This window comes from Billgrantia sp. NRB1, assembly GCF_056921725.1.
In genome coordinates, this window is record NZ_CM167783.1 from 3,956,493 (window position 1) to 3,970,123 (window position 13,631).

A 13,631-nucleotide genomic window follows, 5' to 3' on the forward strand; every position below is an offset into this window, starting at 1 on the left:
CGCTAGCCCTTTTCGAGATCGTCGTGATCGACATCGGCATCCGCGGAGGCACAGGCCCCCGCCACCGCCTCGGCCAGTGCGGCCGGCGTGGCGCCCGGCGCCACCACGAGTGTGCGAAACCCCAAGTCGTAGGCCAGTGTAGCCAAACGGCGACTGGACACGATTAGCGGTTGGTTCAAGGTGGTCTCGGTACTCCATCTTGCCAGATGTTCCAGCAATTCTCCGCTGCTGACCACCAGGGCACGGAAATCGCCATCGGCGAGACGGGACTGCATGTCGGGGGAGGGCGTCTCTAGGCGGCGCCGGTAGGCCGCCAGGCGGGTGACGCGCGCGCCGCGCTCGGTGAGGGCCTCGGCGAGCAGGGCACGACCGCCTTCGCCGGCCACCAGCAGCACCCGCTGGCCGTCGAGCTCGCGCAGCGAGCCGAGCGTCAGCAGCGCCTCGCTGGTGTCCTCTCCGGCCCGGGGCGGGGGCAGGTGCACGCGCACGCCCAGCCGGGCATGCAGCGTCTCGGCGGTGGCGCCCCCCACCGCGTAGTAGTCGATGCCCACCGGCAGCTGCGGCCAGTAGCGATCCAGGGCATCGTGAAGACACTCGGCGGCAAAGGGGCTGACCACCACCACCTTGTGAAAGTGATCGAAGTCGAGCCAGGCAGCCCGCATCGCCGGGGTCTCGGGCAGCGGCTCCAGGGTCATGGCCTCGAGCCGGGCCACCGCAAAACCGGCGGCCTCGATGGCCTCGGCCAGAGCCCCGGCGCGGGCGCCGGGGCGGCAGATCAAAACCGGCGGAGACCCGGGCATCAGCCGGCGCCGTAGACCTGTGCCAGGATCTCGCCGGCGCCCTGATCCAGCAGCTCCTCGGCCACGCGGATGCCCAGCGCCTCCGGCTCATGGATGGAGCCGCGGCCCTCGGCGCGCAGCACCTCGGTCCCCTCCGGGTTGCCCACCAACGCCCGCAGCCAGAGGGTCTGGCCGTCGTTCTCGAAGCTGGCATAGCCACCGATGGGCACCTGGCAGCCGCCCTCCAGGCGGGTGTTCATGGCCCGCTCGGCGCGCACCCGGGTGGCGGTGATGGGGTCGTCCAGGGGGGTCAGCAGGGCCACCAGGTCGGGATCATGGATGCGGCACTCGATGCCCAGCGCCCCCTGGCCACAGGCCGGCAGACACACCTCCGGCGGGAGCTCCATGGCGATGCGATCCTCGAGCCCCAGGCGCTTGAGGCCCGAGGTGGCCAGCAGGATGGCGTCGAACTCGCCGTCATCCAGCTTGCCCAGCCGGGTCTGAACGTTGCCGCGCAGGCTGAGCACCTCCAGGTCGGGGCGCGCCTCGCGCATCTGCAGGCCACGACGCAGGCTGGAGGTGCCGATGCGCGACCCCTCCGGCAGCTCGTCCAGCGAGGCGTAGTGGTTGGAGACGAAGGCGTCGGTGGGCTCGGCACCGGCCAGGATCACCGACAGCCCGAGCCCCTCGGGGAAGTGCATGGGCACGTCCTTCATGGAGTGCACGGCGATGTCGGCGCGACCGTCGAGAATCGCCTCCTCCAGCTCCTTGACGAACAGCCCCTTGCCGCCGACCTTGGCCAGCGGGGTGTCGAGGATCTTGTCACCACGGGTGGACATCGCCACCAGCTCCACCTCCAGCCCCGGGTGCTGGGCCATGAGCAAGTCGCGAACATGTTCGGCCTGCCACATGGCCAGTTGACTCTTGCGGGTGGCAATACGCAGCGTACTGATGGATCGCACGTGGTTCTCCCCATGCATGTTGGGCCCGCCCGGGCCCGCTTGGCTGTTGACGCCGCAAACGGTCACGATCGCGGTCGATGAGAGCCATCATAAAGCACCAGAGGGGGCAGGAAAAACTCGCCCCCCATTCGCCCCCGATTCGCCGGCGGCGCGCGGGCGGCCCCCTCGCCAGCCTCGTCGACTCTGGTACACTGCCAGACCATGACCCGGGGGCGCGGCGGCGCCACCCATGAACGACACAGCATAAACCATGCAGGATGCCCACGCCGATGAGCTCTAGTCCCAAAAACCCCGGCACCAACCAGGCCTGGGGCGGTCGCTTCAGCGAACCCACCGACGCCTTCGTCGAACGCTTCACCGCCTCGGTGGATTTCGATCAGCGCCTCGCCCTGCAGGACATTCAGGGCTCCATCGCCCACGCCACCATGCTGGCCCGGGTGGGCGTACTGACCGACGACGAGCGCGACGCCATCACCACGGGGCTCACCGAGATCGCAGGGGAGATCGAGCGCGGCGAGTTCGCCTGGTCCGTGGCGCTGGAAGACGTGCACATGAACATCGAGGCACGACTCACCGAGAAGATCGGCATCACCGGCAAGAAGCTGCACACCGGCCGCTCGCGCAACGACCAGGTGGCCACCGACATCCGCCTGTTCCTGCGCGACGAGATCGACGTGGTGGAGACCGAGCTTCGCCGCCTGCGCGAGGGGCTGATCGAACTGGCCGACCGCGAGGCCGACACCATCATGCCCGGCTTCACCCACCTGCAGACCGCCCAGCCGGTGACCTTCGGCCACCACCTGCTGGCCTGGCAGGAGATGCTCGCCCGCGATCACGAGCGCCTGCTCGACTGCCGCCGCCGGGTCAACGTGATGCCCTTGGGCGCCGCGGCGCTGGCCGGCACCACCTACCCCATCGACCGCCACGTCACCGCCGAGCTGCTGGGCTTCGAGCGTCCGGCGGAGAATTCGCTGGATGCGGTCAGCGATCGCGACTTCGCCATCGAGTTCACCGGCTTCGCCAGCATCCTGCTGATGCACCTGTCGCGGATGAGCGAGGAGCTGGTGCTGTGGACCAGCGCCCAGTTCGACTTCATCGACCTGCCCGACCGCTTCTGCACCGGCAGTTCGATCATGCCGCAGAAGAAGAACCCCGACGTGCCCGAGCTGGTGCGCGGCAAGACCGGGCGCGTCTACGGCCACCTGATCGGCCTGCTGACCCTGATGAAGTCCCAGCCGCTGGCCTACAACAAGGACAACCAGGAGGACAAGGAGCCGCTGTTCGACACCCTCGACACGGTGCGAGACTGCCTCAAGGCGTTCGCCGACATGGTGCCCGCCATCGAGGCACGACAGGCGAACATGGTCGAGGCCGCGCGCCGCGGCTTCTCTACCGCCACCGATCTGGCCGACTACCTGGTACGCCGCGGCGTGGCCTTCCGCGACGCCCATGAAATCGTCGGCCAGTCGGTGGCCTTCGGCCTGCGCGAGCAGAAAGACCTCTCCGAGATGAGCCTCGAGGAGCTGCGCCAGTTCTCCGACGTCATCGAAGCGGATGTCTTCGAGGTGCTGACCCTGAAGGGCTCGGTGGCGGCCCGCAACCATATCGGCGGCACCGCCCCCGACCAGGTGCGCGCCGCCGCCCAGCGCGCCCGGGAGGCGCTGGCCGCCCTGCGAGGGGACGCGCGCTCATGAGCCGGCTTGCCCTGGCCGCGCTGGCGCTGACCGCCGGTCTGCTGCTGGCCGGCTGCGGCCAGAAGGGTCCGCTCTTCCTGCCCGATGACGAGGCGACCGCCGGGCGCGGCAGTGCAGCCGCCGCGCCCTCCGACACAGAATTCCGCGAGAAGGGCTGACCATGGACCACTTTGCATATCGCGACGGCGTGCTCTACGGCGAGGAAGTGCCTCTGCTGCGGGTGGCCGAAGAGATCGGCACGCCCTGCTACGTCTACTCCAAGGCGACCCTGGCCCGCCACTTCCGCGCCTATACCGAAGCGCTGGGCAGCCACCCGCACCTGATCTGCTACGCGGTGAAGGCCAATTCCAACCTGGCGGTGCTGGGCCTGCTCGCCCGGCTCGGCGCCGGCTTCGATATCGTCTCGGTCGGCGAGCTGGAGCGGGTGCTGGCCGCCGGCGGCGACCCGGCCAAGGTGGTGTTCTCCGGGGTGGCCAAGCAGCAGGCCGAGATGGCCCGCGCCCTGGAAGTGGGCATCAAGTGCTTCAACGTCGAGTCGCGCCCCGAGCTCGAGCGCCTCAACGCCGTGGCCGAACGGCTGGGCCGGGTGGCGCCGGTGTCGCTGCGCGTCAACCCGGACGTGGACGCCGGCACTCACCCCTATATCTCCACCGGCCTCAAGGATAACAAGTTCGGCATCCCGGTGGACGAGGCGCTGGCGGTCTACGAGCTGGCGGCCGGCCTGCCCCACCTGAAGGTGGTGGGCCTGGACTGCCATATCGGCTCCCAGCTCACCGAACTGGCGCCCTTCCTGGACGCCCTGGACCGCCTGCTGGTGCTGCTCGAGCGCCTGGCCGAGCGCGGCATCCACATCGAGCACCTGGACCTGGGCGGCGGACTCGGCGTGCCCTATCGCGACGAGCGCCCGCCGGCGCCCTTCGACTACGCCGCCTCGCTGCTCGAGCGCCTGGCCCAGTGGCAGGGCGGCGAGCACCTGACCCTGCTGTTCGAGCCGGGCCGCTCCATCGCCGCCAACGCCGGCGTTCTGCTGACCCGGGTCGAGTACCTCAAGCCCGGCGAGACCAAGAACTTCGCCATCGTCGACGCGGGCATGAACGACCTGATCCGCCCGGCGCTCTACCAGGCCTGGCAGGCGATCCTCCCGGTGGACACCCGTCGGGCACGCGACAGTGCCACCTACGACGTGGTGGGCCCGGTCTGCGAGACCGGCGACTTCCTGGGCAAGGGGCGGGAGCTGGCCATCGCCGAGGGCGACCTGCTGGCGGTGCGCTCCGCCGGCGCCTACGGCTTCGTCATGGCCTCCAACTACAACAGCCGCCCCCGCCCCGCCGAGGTGATGGTAGACGGCAACCACTACCATGTGGTGCGCCGTCGCGAGCGCCTCGAGGCGCTCTGGACCGGCGAGTCGCTGCTGCCCGAGGCGCCGCCGCGGGCCGACGGGGAGTCCCGCTGATGCTGCTGCACTTCACCAAGATGCATGGCCTGGGCAACGACTTCATGGTGGTTGACCTGGTCACCCAGCGCGCCCGCCTGCGCGACGAGCAGATCCGCCAGCTGGCGGACCGCCGCTTCGGCATCGGCTTCGACCAGCTGCTGGTCGTCGAGCCGCCGCGCAGCCCCGACATGGACTTTCGCTACCGTATCTTCAATGCCGACGGCAGCGAGGTGGAAAACTGCGGCAACGGTGCGCGCTGCTTCGCCCGCTTCGTGCGCGACCAGCGCCTGACCCACAAGCACGAGATCCGCGTGGAGACCGCCGGCGGCCCGCTGACCCTGCTGGTCGAGGGCGACGGCCAGGTGACCGTGGACATGGGCGTGCCGCGCTTCGAGCCTGCGGCCCTACCCTTCGAGGCCGACGAAGACCGCCCCCGGCATGTGCTGGAAGTCGACGGCGAGCGCCTGGAAATCGGCGCGGTCTCCCTGGGCAATCCCCATGCGGTGCTGCGGGTGGACGACGTCGAGTGCGCCCCGGTGGCGCGCCTGGGGCCGGCCATCGAGGCGCACCCGCGCTTCCCAAAACGGGTCAACGCGGGCTTCATGCAGGTGGTCACGCCCCACGAGATCCGCCTGAGGGTCTACGAACGCGGCAGCGGCGAGACCCTGGCCTGCGGCACCGGCGCCTGCGCCGCCGCGGCCTGCGGCATCCGCCAGGGGGTGCTGGAGAGCCCCGTCACCGTTCACCTGCCCGGCGGCACCCTGCATATCGAGTGGCCCGCCCCGGATGCCCCCCTGCGCATGACCGGCCCCGCCGAGCGTGTCTTCGATGGACGCGTCGCCCTGAGCTGAGCGCTGCCCGAGCTGATCAAGGAGTCTCCATGTCCCGAGCCGTCCCCGAACCGCGCAAGACCCTGGACCCCGACCGGGTGGCCGAGTGGCTGGCCCGCCACCCGGACTTCTTCATCGGCCGCGAAGGGCTGCTGCAGCAGCTCAAGGTGCCCCATCCCGAAGCGCAGGGCGCCACCTCGCTGCTCGAGCGCCTGGTCTTCGACCTGCGACGCCGCGCCGAGCAGGCCGAGTGGCGGCTCGAGCAGCTGCTGGAATCGGCCCGCCACAACGAGGTCCAGTTCCGGCGCACTCGGGAGCTGGTGCTGGCGCTGCTCGAGGCGGAGGACGCCGACGCCCTGGGCCAGGCCCTGGCCACCCAGATGGCCGAGAGTTTCCAGACCCCGGCCGTCGCCCTGTGGTGTCCGGCCAGCCTCACCGACCGGGAACCCCGTCCTCCCCAGCCGCCCCGTCAGATCCTCGACGAGCATGCCAGCCAGCGCCTGGCCGCCCTGCTCGACGGCCGCGCCAGCCGCTGCACCCGCCTGACGCCCACCGACTGGAGCCGCCTGCTGCCCCATGTCGAGGCGCCGCGCCAGGCCGGTTCCTGCGCCCTGGCGCGGCTGACCCTGGGCGAGCCGCTGGGCTACCTGGTGCTGGCCAGCCCCGACCCGGACCACTTCCGGGCCAGCATGGACACCCTGTTCACCGAGTACCTGAGCGACGTGCTGGCCCGCCTGGTGCTGCGTCCCGGCCCCCATGGCTGAAACGCCGCTGCGCGACCAGGTCGACGCCTGCCTCGGCGAGCTGGCATGCACCGCCAGCCCCGCCACCCTGGCCGCCTATCGCCGCGATCTGGAGGCGCTGTGCGACTTCATGGCGCGCCACGGCGTCACCGATGGCGCCGAGCTGAGCGCGCCGCTGGTGCGCCGCTTCCTGGGCAGCGAACGCGCCCGCGGCCTCGCCCCACGTAGCCTGGCGCGGCGCCGGGCGGCGCTGTCGCGCTTCGCCGAGGGGCTGGTGAAGGCCGGGCGGCTGCCCCATAACCCGGTCGCGCTGGTGCCCACCCCGCGCCAGTCCGCCCACCTGCCCAAACCGCTGGACGCCGACCAGCTCAGCCACTTTCTCGATACGCCCCACGACGGCTCGCCGCTGGCGGTGCGCGACCAGGCCATGCTCGAACTGTTCTACTCCAGCGGGCTACGGCTCGCCGAGCTCGCCGGCCTGGACCTGGACGACCTGCAGCCGCAGCGGGTCCGGGTGCGGGGCAAGGGCGGCAAACCGCGCCAGGTGCCGGTGGGCCGCCGCGCCCGGGCCGCGCTCGACGCCTGGCAGGCCATCCGCGGGGCCCTGGCGCCGCCGAGTGAATCGGCGCTGTTCGTGGGCGCCCGGGGGCGGCGTCTGGGCCACCGCGCCATCCAGAAGCGCCTGGCCGAGCTGGCCCGGCGTCGCGGGCTGGCCGAGCACCTGCACCCCCACCGCCTGCGCCACTCCTTCGCCAGCCACCTGCTGGAATCGAGCCATGACCTGCGCGCCGTCCAGGAGCTGCTGGGCCACGCCCACCTCGCCACCACCCAGGTCTATACCCGGCTCGACTGGCAGCACCTGGCCGCCAGCTACGATGCGGCCCACCCCCGTGCCCGCCGCCGAGACGCCGACGCCACCGAGTAACCGCCATGCCCGACCACCCCCTGGAGGCGCTGACCTTCGACCTCGACGACACCCTGTGGGACAACCAGCAGGTGATGCTCGACACCGAGCTTGGCCACTACGACTGGCTCGACCAGGCCCTGGCCGCCTGGCTGGCAGAACGCGGTCAGCCGCCGGCCGAGCGCTTCGCCGAGCGCTACCCGCTGGAGGCCTTCGTGGCCCGTCGTCGCCGGCTGGCCGAGGCTCACCCGCTGCGCCGCGGCGACTTCACCTGGCTGCGCGAGCAGGCGCTGCTGGCGCTACTGGGCGACTATGGCCTGGACGCCGCCTCGGCCCGGCACTGGGCCGGCGCCGCCATGGCGACCTTCATGACCCTGCGCCACCGGGTCACCCCCTACCCCGAGGTCGCCCCGCTGCTTGCCGAACTGGGGCGCCGCTACCCACTGGCCAGCATCACCAACGGTAACGTCGATGTCTCCCGCCTGGCGCTAGGCGAACACTTCCCGGTGGCCATCGCCGCCGGGGAAATCCTCGCCCCCAAGCCCGACCCGCGGCCCTTCCTGGCGGCGCTGGCGCGACTCGGCACCACCCCCTCTCGGGCGCTGCACGTGGGCGACTCCTGGCGCGAAGACGTCGAGCCGGCCCGGCGGCTGGGCATGCGGGTCGCCTGGATCTCACCCCATGTGGATGACCAGCCCCTGCCGTCGGGCATTCACCGTCTGAACCACGTTCGTGAACTGCCTGCGCTGATCCGCTGGCTGGAGCGGCAGCGCTAACGCATAGCGAGAAGCGCTGGGGGCATGTCGTCGCGAGGGGCTTTTCCAAGGACAGCGCCCTCGCAATGGTCCAACACCTCGGGGCCTGCCGCCAGGATAGCCCCACCTCTCCCCCCGCTATTCAGCGCCCAGCAGCCAGTCATCCAGCCGTGCGCAGGTCTCGTCGATGCCCTGGCGCTTCAGCGAGGAGAACAGCTGCAGGCTCACCAGGTCCTCCCACTCCCGCAGCCGACTGCGCACCTGCTGCAGTGCGCCCTTGGCCGCGCCGGACTTCAGCTTGTCGGCCTTGGTGAGCAGGATGTGCACCGGCATGTCCTGGTCATCCGCCCAGCCCAGCAGCGTCTGGTCGAACTCGGTCAGCGGGTGGCGCACGTCCATCACCAGCACCACCCCGCGCAGCGAGCGGCGGGCGCGCAGATAGTCGGCGAGGTGCTGCTGCCACTCGCGCTTGACCGCCTCGGGCACCTTGGCATAGCCGTAGCCGGGCAGGTCGACAAGGCGCCGGGTCTCATCGTCCCCCAGCGCGAAGAAGTTGATCAGCTGCGTGCGCCCCGGGGTACGCGAGGTTCGCGCCAGGGCCTTCTGGCGGGTAATGGCGTTGATGGCGCTGGACTTGCCGGCGTTGGAGCGCCCGGCGAAGGCCACCTCGGCCCCCTGGTCGGGCGGGCACTGGGCGAGGCTCGGCGCGCTGGTCATGAAGCGCGCGGCGGGGTAATGAAGTCGTGACATGCGTCGAGGTCCTGCCGAAGAGAGAAGCGCCCGCGCCGGCGGGATGCGTGGCCTGCATTCCCGACGCGAGCTTGTTTCGTTATAATGCCGTGTCTTTTGTCTGCGACCTGGGGCACGCTAGTGTACCACCGTGCTCTCGCCGGCAGCGACCGATTCGCTCGGCGCGCCAGGCGGCAGGGCACCCGGCCTGGAAGTTGAGGGACTTGGGGGAGCGCTGAACAAATCGCTGAGCGAGATGAAGCGCAAGGCGCACGGAGCACAGGAACCGGAGCATATGGGGTATATGTGAGGATTCCGACGGTCCGACGCTTCGGCACCGCGCAACGCAGCGATTCGCTCGCGCAAGCATTTGTGCAGTGTTTCCTTGGGCGGGGCACCCAGGGTGCGTACCGGTAAACAACACAACGGCATAGTGGATTAGCGATGAGAAAGTTACTGGCAAGCCTGGCACTTACCATGGGCGCCGTCGGCGCCGCCCACGCGGACCTGGAAGCAGACGCCGACCCGGCCGCCGGCCGCGAACTGGCGCAGCCCTGCGCCGCCTGTCACGGCGAGACCGGCATCAGCCCGGCGTCCTCCTTCCCGCATCTCGCCGGCCAGCAGATGTCCTATACCGCCAAGCAGATCATTGACATCCGCGACGGCCACCGGCTGGTACCGGAAATGGTCGGCCAGGTGGACGACTTCTCCGACCAGGACGCCTGGGACGTGGCCGCCTTCTACGCCGAGCAGGATGCCCACGTCGGTCAGGCCGACCCGGACGACGAACTGATCGCCCGCGGCCAGGAGCTCTACCGCTCCGGGGACATGTCCAAGGGCATCCCCGCCTGCGCGGCCTGCCACACCCCCAGCGGCGAAGGAATCAACTCCGCCGTCTACCCGGCGCTCTCCGGCCAGTTCGCCGAGTACACCGTGGCCACCCTGCAGGACTATGCTTCCGGCGAGCGGGCCAACGACCCCAACAACATCATGCGCGATATCGCCGCCAAGATGAGCGATGCCGACATGGAGGCCGTGGCCAACTATATTCTTGGCCTGCACTGAGCTAGCCGCATTCGCTGATGGCCTTACCGGCCAGCGCGTCGAAGGCGGCCCAGCGGCCGCCTTCGGCGTTTGCGGCCCCGGCGGAACCCTCGGCTCCGACCGCGCTCCAAGACAGCGACTCGGCCGCCATCGGGCGACCGCCCCGGCACGAGCGCCCCGGAAAATCCAAGGAGTGATTCCCGCATGTTCAAGCCCTCTCATATCGTGACGTCCGCCATGCTCGCCGTCGCCGGCCTCGGCATGTCGGCGGCTGCCCTTGCCAGCAACCTGGTGGAAGGCCAGCACTACGAGGTGATCAGCGAGCCGGTCGAGACCCGCGTCGACGCCGACAAGATCGAAGTCACCGAGGCGTTCTGGTACGGCTGCCCCCACTGCTACAACCTGCAGGGCGCGGTCACCGCCTGGTACGAGACCCTGGACGACGACGTCGAGGTGCTTCACCTGCCGGCCACCATGGGTGGCGACTGGAACACCCACGCCGCGGTCTATTTTGCCGCCGAGGAGCTCGGCATTCTCGAGGACGCCCACGCCGACATCTTCCACGCCATCCACGAAGAGGGCCGCAACCTGACCGCCAGCGACGACATCGCTGCCTTTTTCAGCGAGTACGGCGTGAGCGAGGATGAGGCTCGCCAGGCGCTGGATGCCTTCGCGGTCAAGGCCAAGGTCAACCAGGCTCATGCCCGCATGCGCGCCATGCAGCTGATGGGCGTGCCGGCGCTGGTGGTCGACGGCCGCTACCGGGTCACGCCCTCGAGCGCCGGCAGCCTGGAGAACATGCCGCAGATCGCCGACGCCCTGATCGACAGGGTGCGCCAGGAACGCAACGAGTAAGCCGTGCAGACTGAGCTGTCACACCTGGCCGACGCCAAGACGCCGCCGCTCGACGGCGGCCATCTGAAACTGCTCACCTTCAACCTGCAGGTCGGCATTCAGACCTCGGCCTACCACCACTACCTGACCCGCAGCTGGCAGCACCTGCTGCCGCATCCCAGGCGCCAGCGGCGCCTGGACATGGTCAGCGAGGTGCTGGGGCGCTTCGATATCGTCGGCCTGCAGGAGGTCGACGGCGGCAGCTTTCGTTCCAGCCACGTCAACCAGGTGGAGTACCTGGCCAGTCGCGGCGGCTTTCCCCACCACTTTCAGCAGCTCAACCGTAACCTGGGCCGCTTCGCCCAGCACAGCAACGGTCTGCTGTCGCGCCTGAAGCCGACGCATATCGAGGAGCATCGCCTACCCGGCACCCTCCCCGGGCGCGGCGCCATCCACGCCCGCTACGGCGACGGACCGGACGCCCTGCACCTGTTCGTCGCCCACCTGGCGCTGAGCCACCGTGGCCGGGTGCGCCAGCTCGACTACCTCAGCGAGATCATCCAGCCGCTGCGCCATGTGGTGGTGATGGGCGATCTCAACTGCACTCCCGAGCAGCTGCACACCCACTCGCGCTTCTGCGCCTCGCTGCCGCTGCACCCCGTGCGCCCGCTGCTCAGCTACCCCTCCTGGCAGCCGCGCCGCGCCCTCGACCACATCCTGCTCTCCCACTCCCTGGAGGCCAGTGACGTGCGGGTGCTCGATCACCTCTTCTCGGATCATCTGCCCATCGCCGTGGACGTGGCGCTGCCGGCGGCCTGCCTGCAGACCCTCACCGCCCGACTCAAGGCGGAAGGCCACTGACCGCCGGCCCCGAGGGCGTTGAGAGACAGGGATGACGCCTCGCGGCGAATCGGCGATGATGCCCACCCTGTTTGGCTTCTGGACGGAACTTTCCCATGCCTTCCGCGAACCGTGAACCGGCCCTGCTCGCCTGGCTCGACGGCATTACCGAGGTCGTTGGCCGAGCCATTGCCTGGCTGGTGATCGTCATGATGCTGGTGCAGTTCGCCATCGTGGTGATGCGCTACGCCCTTGGCATCCACAGCGTGGTGATGCAGGAGTCGGTGATGTACATGCACGCCATGGTATTCATGCTCGGCGCGGCCTGGACCCTGCGCCACGACGGCCACGTGCGGGTGGATATCTTCTACCGCAAGCTCTCCGAGCGCGGCCGTGCCTGGATCGACCTCTGCGGCACCCTCTTCCTGCTGATCCCGGTGACGCTGTTCATCGCCATCGGTAGCTTTGGCTATGTGCGCAGCAGCTGGGTGATTCTCGAGCGTTCTCCGGACGGCGGCATTCCCGGGGTCTATCTGCTCAAGTCGCTGATCCTGGTGATGATGGCGCTGCTGCTCATCCAGGGCATCGCCCAGCTGATCCGCCAGGTGATGATCCTGCGCGGCCAGGCGCCGGGCAGCGACCCCGAGCGCAGGGAGGTGCTCTGACGTGGAAGCCCTGCTCGAGTTCATGCCGCTATTCCTATTCCTCACCGTCTGCGCGGTGCTGATGCTGGGCTACCCGGTGGCTCTGGCGCTGGCCGGCACGGCGCTGATCTTCGCCGGCCTTGGCCACCTGCTGCTGTCGATGGGCGTGCCGGTGCCCTTCGAGGCACGCTACATGAGCGCCATGCCCAACCGGCTCTACGGCATCATGACCAACCAGACGCTACTCGCCGTGCCGCTGTTCGTGCTGATGGGGGTGCTGCTGGAGAAGTCGCGGGTCGCCGAGACCCTGCTCGACGCCATGGCGATGGCCTTCGGCTCGCTGCGCGGAGGGCTGGGCATCTCGGTGGTGCTGGTGGGCATGCTGCTGGCCGCCTCCACCGGCATCGTCGGCGCCACCGTGGTGACCATGGGCCTGCTGTCGCTGCCCACCATGCTCAAGCGCGGCTACTCGCCGCAGCTTGCGACCGGCAGCATCTGCGCCACCGGCACCCTGGGTCAGATCATTCCTCCCTCCATCGCCCTGGTGCTGCTCGGCGACGTGCTCTCCAACGCCTACCAGCAGGCCCAGCTGGCCATGGGCGTGTGGAGCCCCAGGACCGTCTCGGTGGGCGATCTGTTCGTCGGGGCATTGATTCCCGGCCTGCTGTTGGTGGTGGCCTACATCGTCTACCTGCTGGTGACCGCCTGGCTCAAGCCGGAGAGTGCCCCGCCCGCGGACCGCAACGCCCTGAAGGCGGAGCTCGGCCATACCGGTAGCCTGCTGCCGCTGCTGATCAAGGGGCTGGTGCCGCCGGTGCTGCTGATCGTCGCCGTGCTGGGCTCGATCCTCGGCGGCTTCGCCACCCCCACCGAGGCCTCGGCGGTGGGCGCCACGGGTGCCTTCCTGCTGGCGCTGGCCAATCGCCGCCTGAACCTGACGATGCTCAGCGACGTGGTACGCAGCACCGCCCAGGTCACCAGCATGGTATTTTTGATCCTGATCGGCGCCGCGCTCTTCTCGCTGGTGTTCCGCGCCTACGGTGGCGAAGAGCTGGTCAAGGAGCTGTTCGCGGCGCTGCCCGGCGGCGTGGTGGGTGCCACCCTGGTGGTGATGGTGGTGATCTTCCTGCTCGGCTTCATCCTCGACTTCATCGAGATCACCTTCGTGGTGGTGCCCATCGTCGGGCCGGTGCTGCTGATGATGGGCATCGACCCCATCTGGCTAGGCATCATGATCGCCGTCAACCTGCAGACCTCGTTCTTGACGCCACCGTTTGGTTTCGCGCTCTTCTACCTGCGCGGGGTCACGCCGCCCTCGGTGCCCACCTCGGCGATCTATCGCGGGGTGATCCCGTTCATTGCCCTGCAGCTGGCCATGCTGCTGGCGCTGGCCGCCTTCCCGGGGCTGGCCACCTGGCTGCCCTCGCTGCTCTAGGAG

15 protein-coding genes are annotated in these 13,631 nt (G+C 69.6%); 12 read left to right on the top strand and 3 right to left on the bottom strand.

Going from position 1 to position 13,631, the window contains the following annotated elements; translation table 11 throughout:
- Positions 1 to 2: 2 nt before the first annotated feature.
- Both ACZIYR_RS18095 and hemC read right to left on the bottom strand, forming a co-directional pair.
- On the bottom strand, positions 3 to 800 hold the full coding sequence (locus ACZIYR_RS18095; RefSeq protein WP_483527618.1) for a uroporphyrinogen-III synthase: 798 nt from the start codon (positions 798 to 800) through the stop codon (positions 3 to 5).
- Entirely contained in the window at positions 800 to 1,741 is a 942-nt protein-coding gene (gene hemC / locus ACZIYR_RS18100; RefSeq protein WP_473031735.1) for a hydroxymethylbilane synthase, read from the bottom strand. The genes ACZIYR_RS18095 and hemC overlap by 1 nt, the downstream gene beginning before the upstream one ends.
- 269 nt (positions 1,742 to 2,010) lie before the next feature.
- Here hemC and argH point away from each other — a divergent pair, with 269 nt between their 5' ends.
- From argH to ACZIYR_RS18135, 7 genes are read left to right on the top strand one after another with little or no spacing between them, the layout of a single operon-like run.
- Entirely contained in the window at positions 2,011 to 3,435 is a 1,425-nt protein-coding gene (gene argH / locus ACZIYR_RS18105) for an argininosuccinate lyase (protein WP_483527619.1), read from the top strand.
- Positions 3,432 to 3,593: an LPS translocon maturation chaperone LptM gene (gene lptM, locus ACZIYR_RS18110; protein ID WP_483527620.1), complete on the top strand. Its 162-nt coding sequence runs from the start codon at positions 3,432 to 3,434 to the stop codon at positions 3,591 to 3,593. The genes argH and lptM overlap by 4 nt, the downstream gene beginning before the upstream one ends.
- Positions 3,594 to 3,595: 2 nt before the next feature.
- The gene (gene lysA / locus ACZIYR_RS18115) at positions 3,596 to 4,888 is read left to right on the top strand and encodes a diaminopimelate decarboxylase (protein ID WP_483527621.1); all 1,293 of its coding nucleotides are present in this window, start codon (positions 3,596 to 3,598) and stop codon (positions 4,886 to 4,888) included.
- Complete coding sequence (dapF, locus tag ACZIYR_RS18120) at positions 4,888 to 5,721, top strand: diaminopimelate epimerase (protein ID WP_483527622.1); 834 nt, start codon at positions 4,888 to 4,890, stop codon at positions 5,719 to 5,721. The genes lysA and dapF overlap by 1 nt, the downstream gene beginning before the upstream one ends.
- Before the next feature lie 29 nt (positions 5,722 to 5,750).
- The gene (locus ACZIYR_RS18125) at positions 5,751 to 6,464 is read left to right on the top strand and encodes a DUF484 family protein (protein ID WP_483527623.1); all 714 of its coding nucleotides are present in this window, start codon (positions 5,751 to 5,753) and stop codon (positions 6,462 to 6,464) included.
- Positions 6,457 to 7,368: a tyrosine recombinase XerC gene (locus ACZIYR_RS18130; RefSeq protein ID WP_483527624.1), complete on the top strand. Its 912-nt coding sequence runs from the start codon at positions 6,457 to 6,459 to the stop codon at positions 7,366 to 7,368. The genes ACZIYR_RS18125 and ACZIYR_RS18130 overlap by 8 nt, the downstream gene beginning before the upstream one ends.
- Before the next feature lie 5 nt (positions 7,369 to 7,373).
- Entirely contained in the window at positions 7,374 to 8,123 is a 750-nt protein-coding gene (locus tag ACZIYR_RS18135; protein ID WP_483527625.1) for an HAD family hydrolase, read from the top strand.
- 117 nt (positions 8,124 to 8,240) lie between these two features.
- Here the strand turns inward: ACZIYR_RS18135 and yihA are convergent, their stop codons facing one another.
- Positions 8,241 to 8,852 carry a ribosome biogenesis GTP-binding protein YihA/YsxC gene (gene yihA / locus ACZIYR_RS18140; protein WP_483527626.1) on the bottom strand — a complete coding sequence of 204 codons (612 nt, stop codon included), beginning with the start codon at positions 8,850 to 8,852 and terminating at the stop codon, positions 8,241 to 8,243.
- Positions 8,853 to 9,275: 423 nt separating this feature from the next.
- Between yihA and ACZIYR_RS18145 the strand changes: the two genes are divergently transcribed.
- From ACZIYR_RS18145 to ACZIYR_RS18165, 5 genes are all read left to right on the top strand, one after another.
- Positions 9,276 to 9,896, top strand: a complete 621-nt coding sequence (locus ACZIYR_RS18145; RefSeq protein ID WP_483527627.1) for a c-type cytochrome — start codon at positions 9,276 to 9,278, stop codon at positions 9,894 to 9,896.
- 183 nt (positions 9,897 to 10,079) lie between these two features.
- Positions 10,080 to 10,730: a thiol:disulfide interchange protein DsbA/DsbL gene (locus ACZIYR_RS18150; RefSeq protein WP_483527628.1), complete on the top strand. Its 651-nt coding sequence runs from the start codon at positions 10,080 to 10,082 to the stop codon at positions 10,728 to 10,730.
- Positions 10,731 to 10,733: 3 nt separating this feature from the next.
- Positions 10,734 to 11,570, top strand: a complete 837-nt coding sequence (locus ACZIYR_RS18155; protein ID WP_483527629.1) for an endonuclease/exonuclease/phosphatase family protein — start codon at positions 10,734 to 10,736, stop codon at positions 11,568 to 11,570.
- 95 nt (positions 11,571 to 11,665) lie between these two features.
- Positions 11,666 to 12,214: a TRAP transporter small permease subunit gene (locus tag ACZIYR_RS18160; protein WP_483527630.1), complete on the top strand. Its 549-nt coding sequence runs from the start codon at positions 11,666 to 11,668 to the stop codon at positions 12,212 to 12,214.
- A gap of 10 nt (positions 12,215 to 12,224) precedes the next feature.
- Positions 12,225 to 13,628, top strand: a complete 1,404-nt coding sequence (locus ACZIYR_RS18165; protein ID WP_483529103.1) for a TRAP transporter large permease — start codon at positions 12,225 to 12,227, stop codon at positions 13,626 to 13,628.
- The last annotated feature ends 3 nt before the right edge of the window (positions 13,629 to 13,631 follow it).

What these genes read in the sequence shown, in the direction of transcription:
- ACZIYR_RS18095 (WP_483527618.1), bottom strand. Translation starts at nt 800, where the DNA reads ATGCCCGGGTCTCCGCCGGTTTTGATCTGCCGCCCCGGCGCCCGCGCC.
- argH (WP_483527619.1), top strand. Translation starts at nt 2,011, where the DNA reads ATGAGCTCTAGTCCCAAAAACCCCGGCACCAACCAGGCCTGGGGCGGT.
- lptM (WP_483527620.1), top strand. Translation starts at nt 3,432, where the DNA reads ATGAGCCGGCTTGCCCTGGCCGCGCTGGCGCTGACCGCCGGTCTGCTG.
- lysA (WP_483527621.1), top strand. Translation starts at nt 3,596, where the DNA reads ATGGACCACTTTGCATATCGCGACGGCGTGCTCTACGGCGAGGAAGTG.
- dapF (WP_483527622.1), top strand. Translation starts at nt 4,888, where the DNA reads ATGCTGCTGCACTTCACCAAGATGCATGGCCTGGGCAACGACTTCATG.
- ACZIYR_RS18125 (WP_483527623.1), top strand. Translation starts at nt 5,751, where the DNA reads ATGTCCCGAGCCGTCCCCGAACCGCGCAAGACCCTGGACCCCGACCGG.
- ACZIYR_RS18130 (WP_483527624.1), top strand. Translation starts at nt 6,457, where the DNA reads ATGGCTGAAACGCCGCTGCGCGACCAGGTCGACGCCTGCCTCGGCGAG.
- ACZIYR_RS18135 (WP_483527625.1), top strand. Translation starts at nt 7,374, where the DNA reads ATGCCCGACCACCCCCTGGAGGCGCTGACCTTCGACCTCGACGACACC.
- yihA (WP_483527626.1), bottom strand. Translation starts at nt 8,852, where the DNA reads ATGTCACGACTTCATTACCCCGCCGCGCGCTTCATGACCAGCGCGCCG.
- ACZIYR_RS18145 (WP_483527627.1), top strand. Translation starts at nt 9,276, where the DNA reads ATGAGAAAGTTACTGGCAAGCCTGGCACTTACCATGGGCGCCGTCGGC.
- ACZIYR_RS18150 (WP_483527628.1), top strand. Translation starts at nt 10,080, where the DNA reads ATGTTCAAGCCCTCTCATATCGTGACGTCCGCCATGCTCGCCGTCGCC.
- ACZIYR_RS18160 (WP_483527630.1), top strand. Translation starts at nt 11,666, where the DNA reads ATGCCTTCCGCGAACCGTGAACCGGCCCTGCTCGCCTGGCTCGACGGC.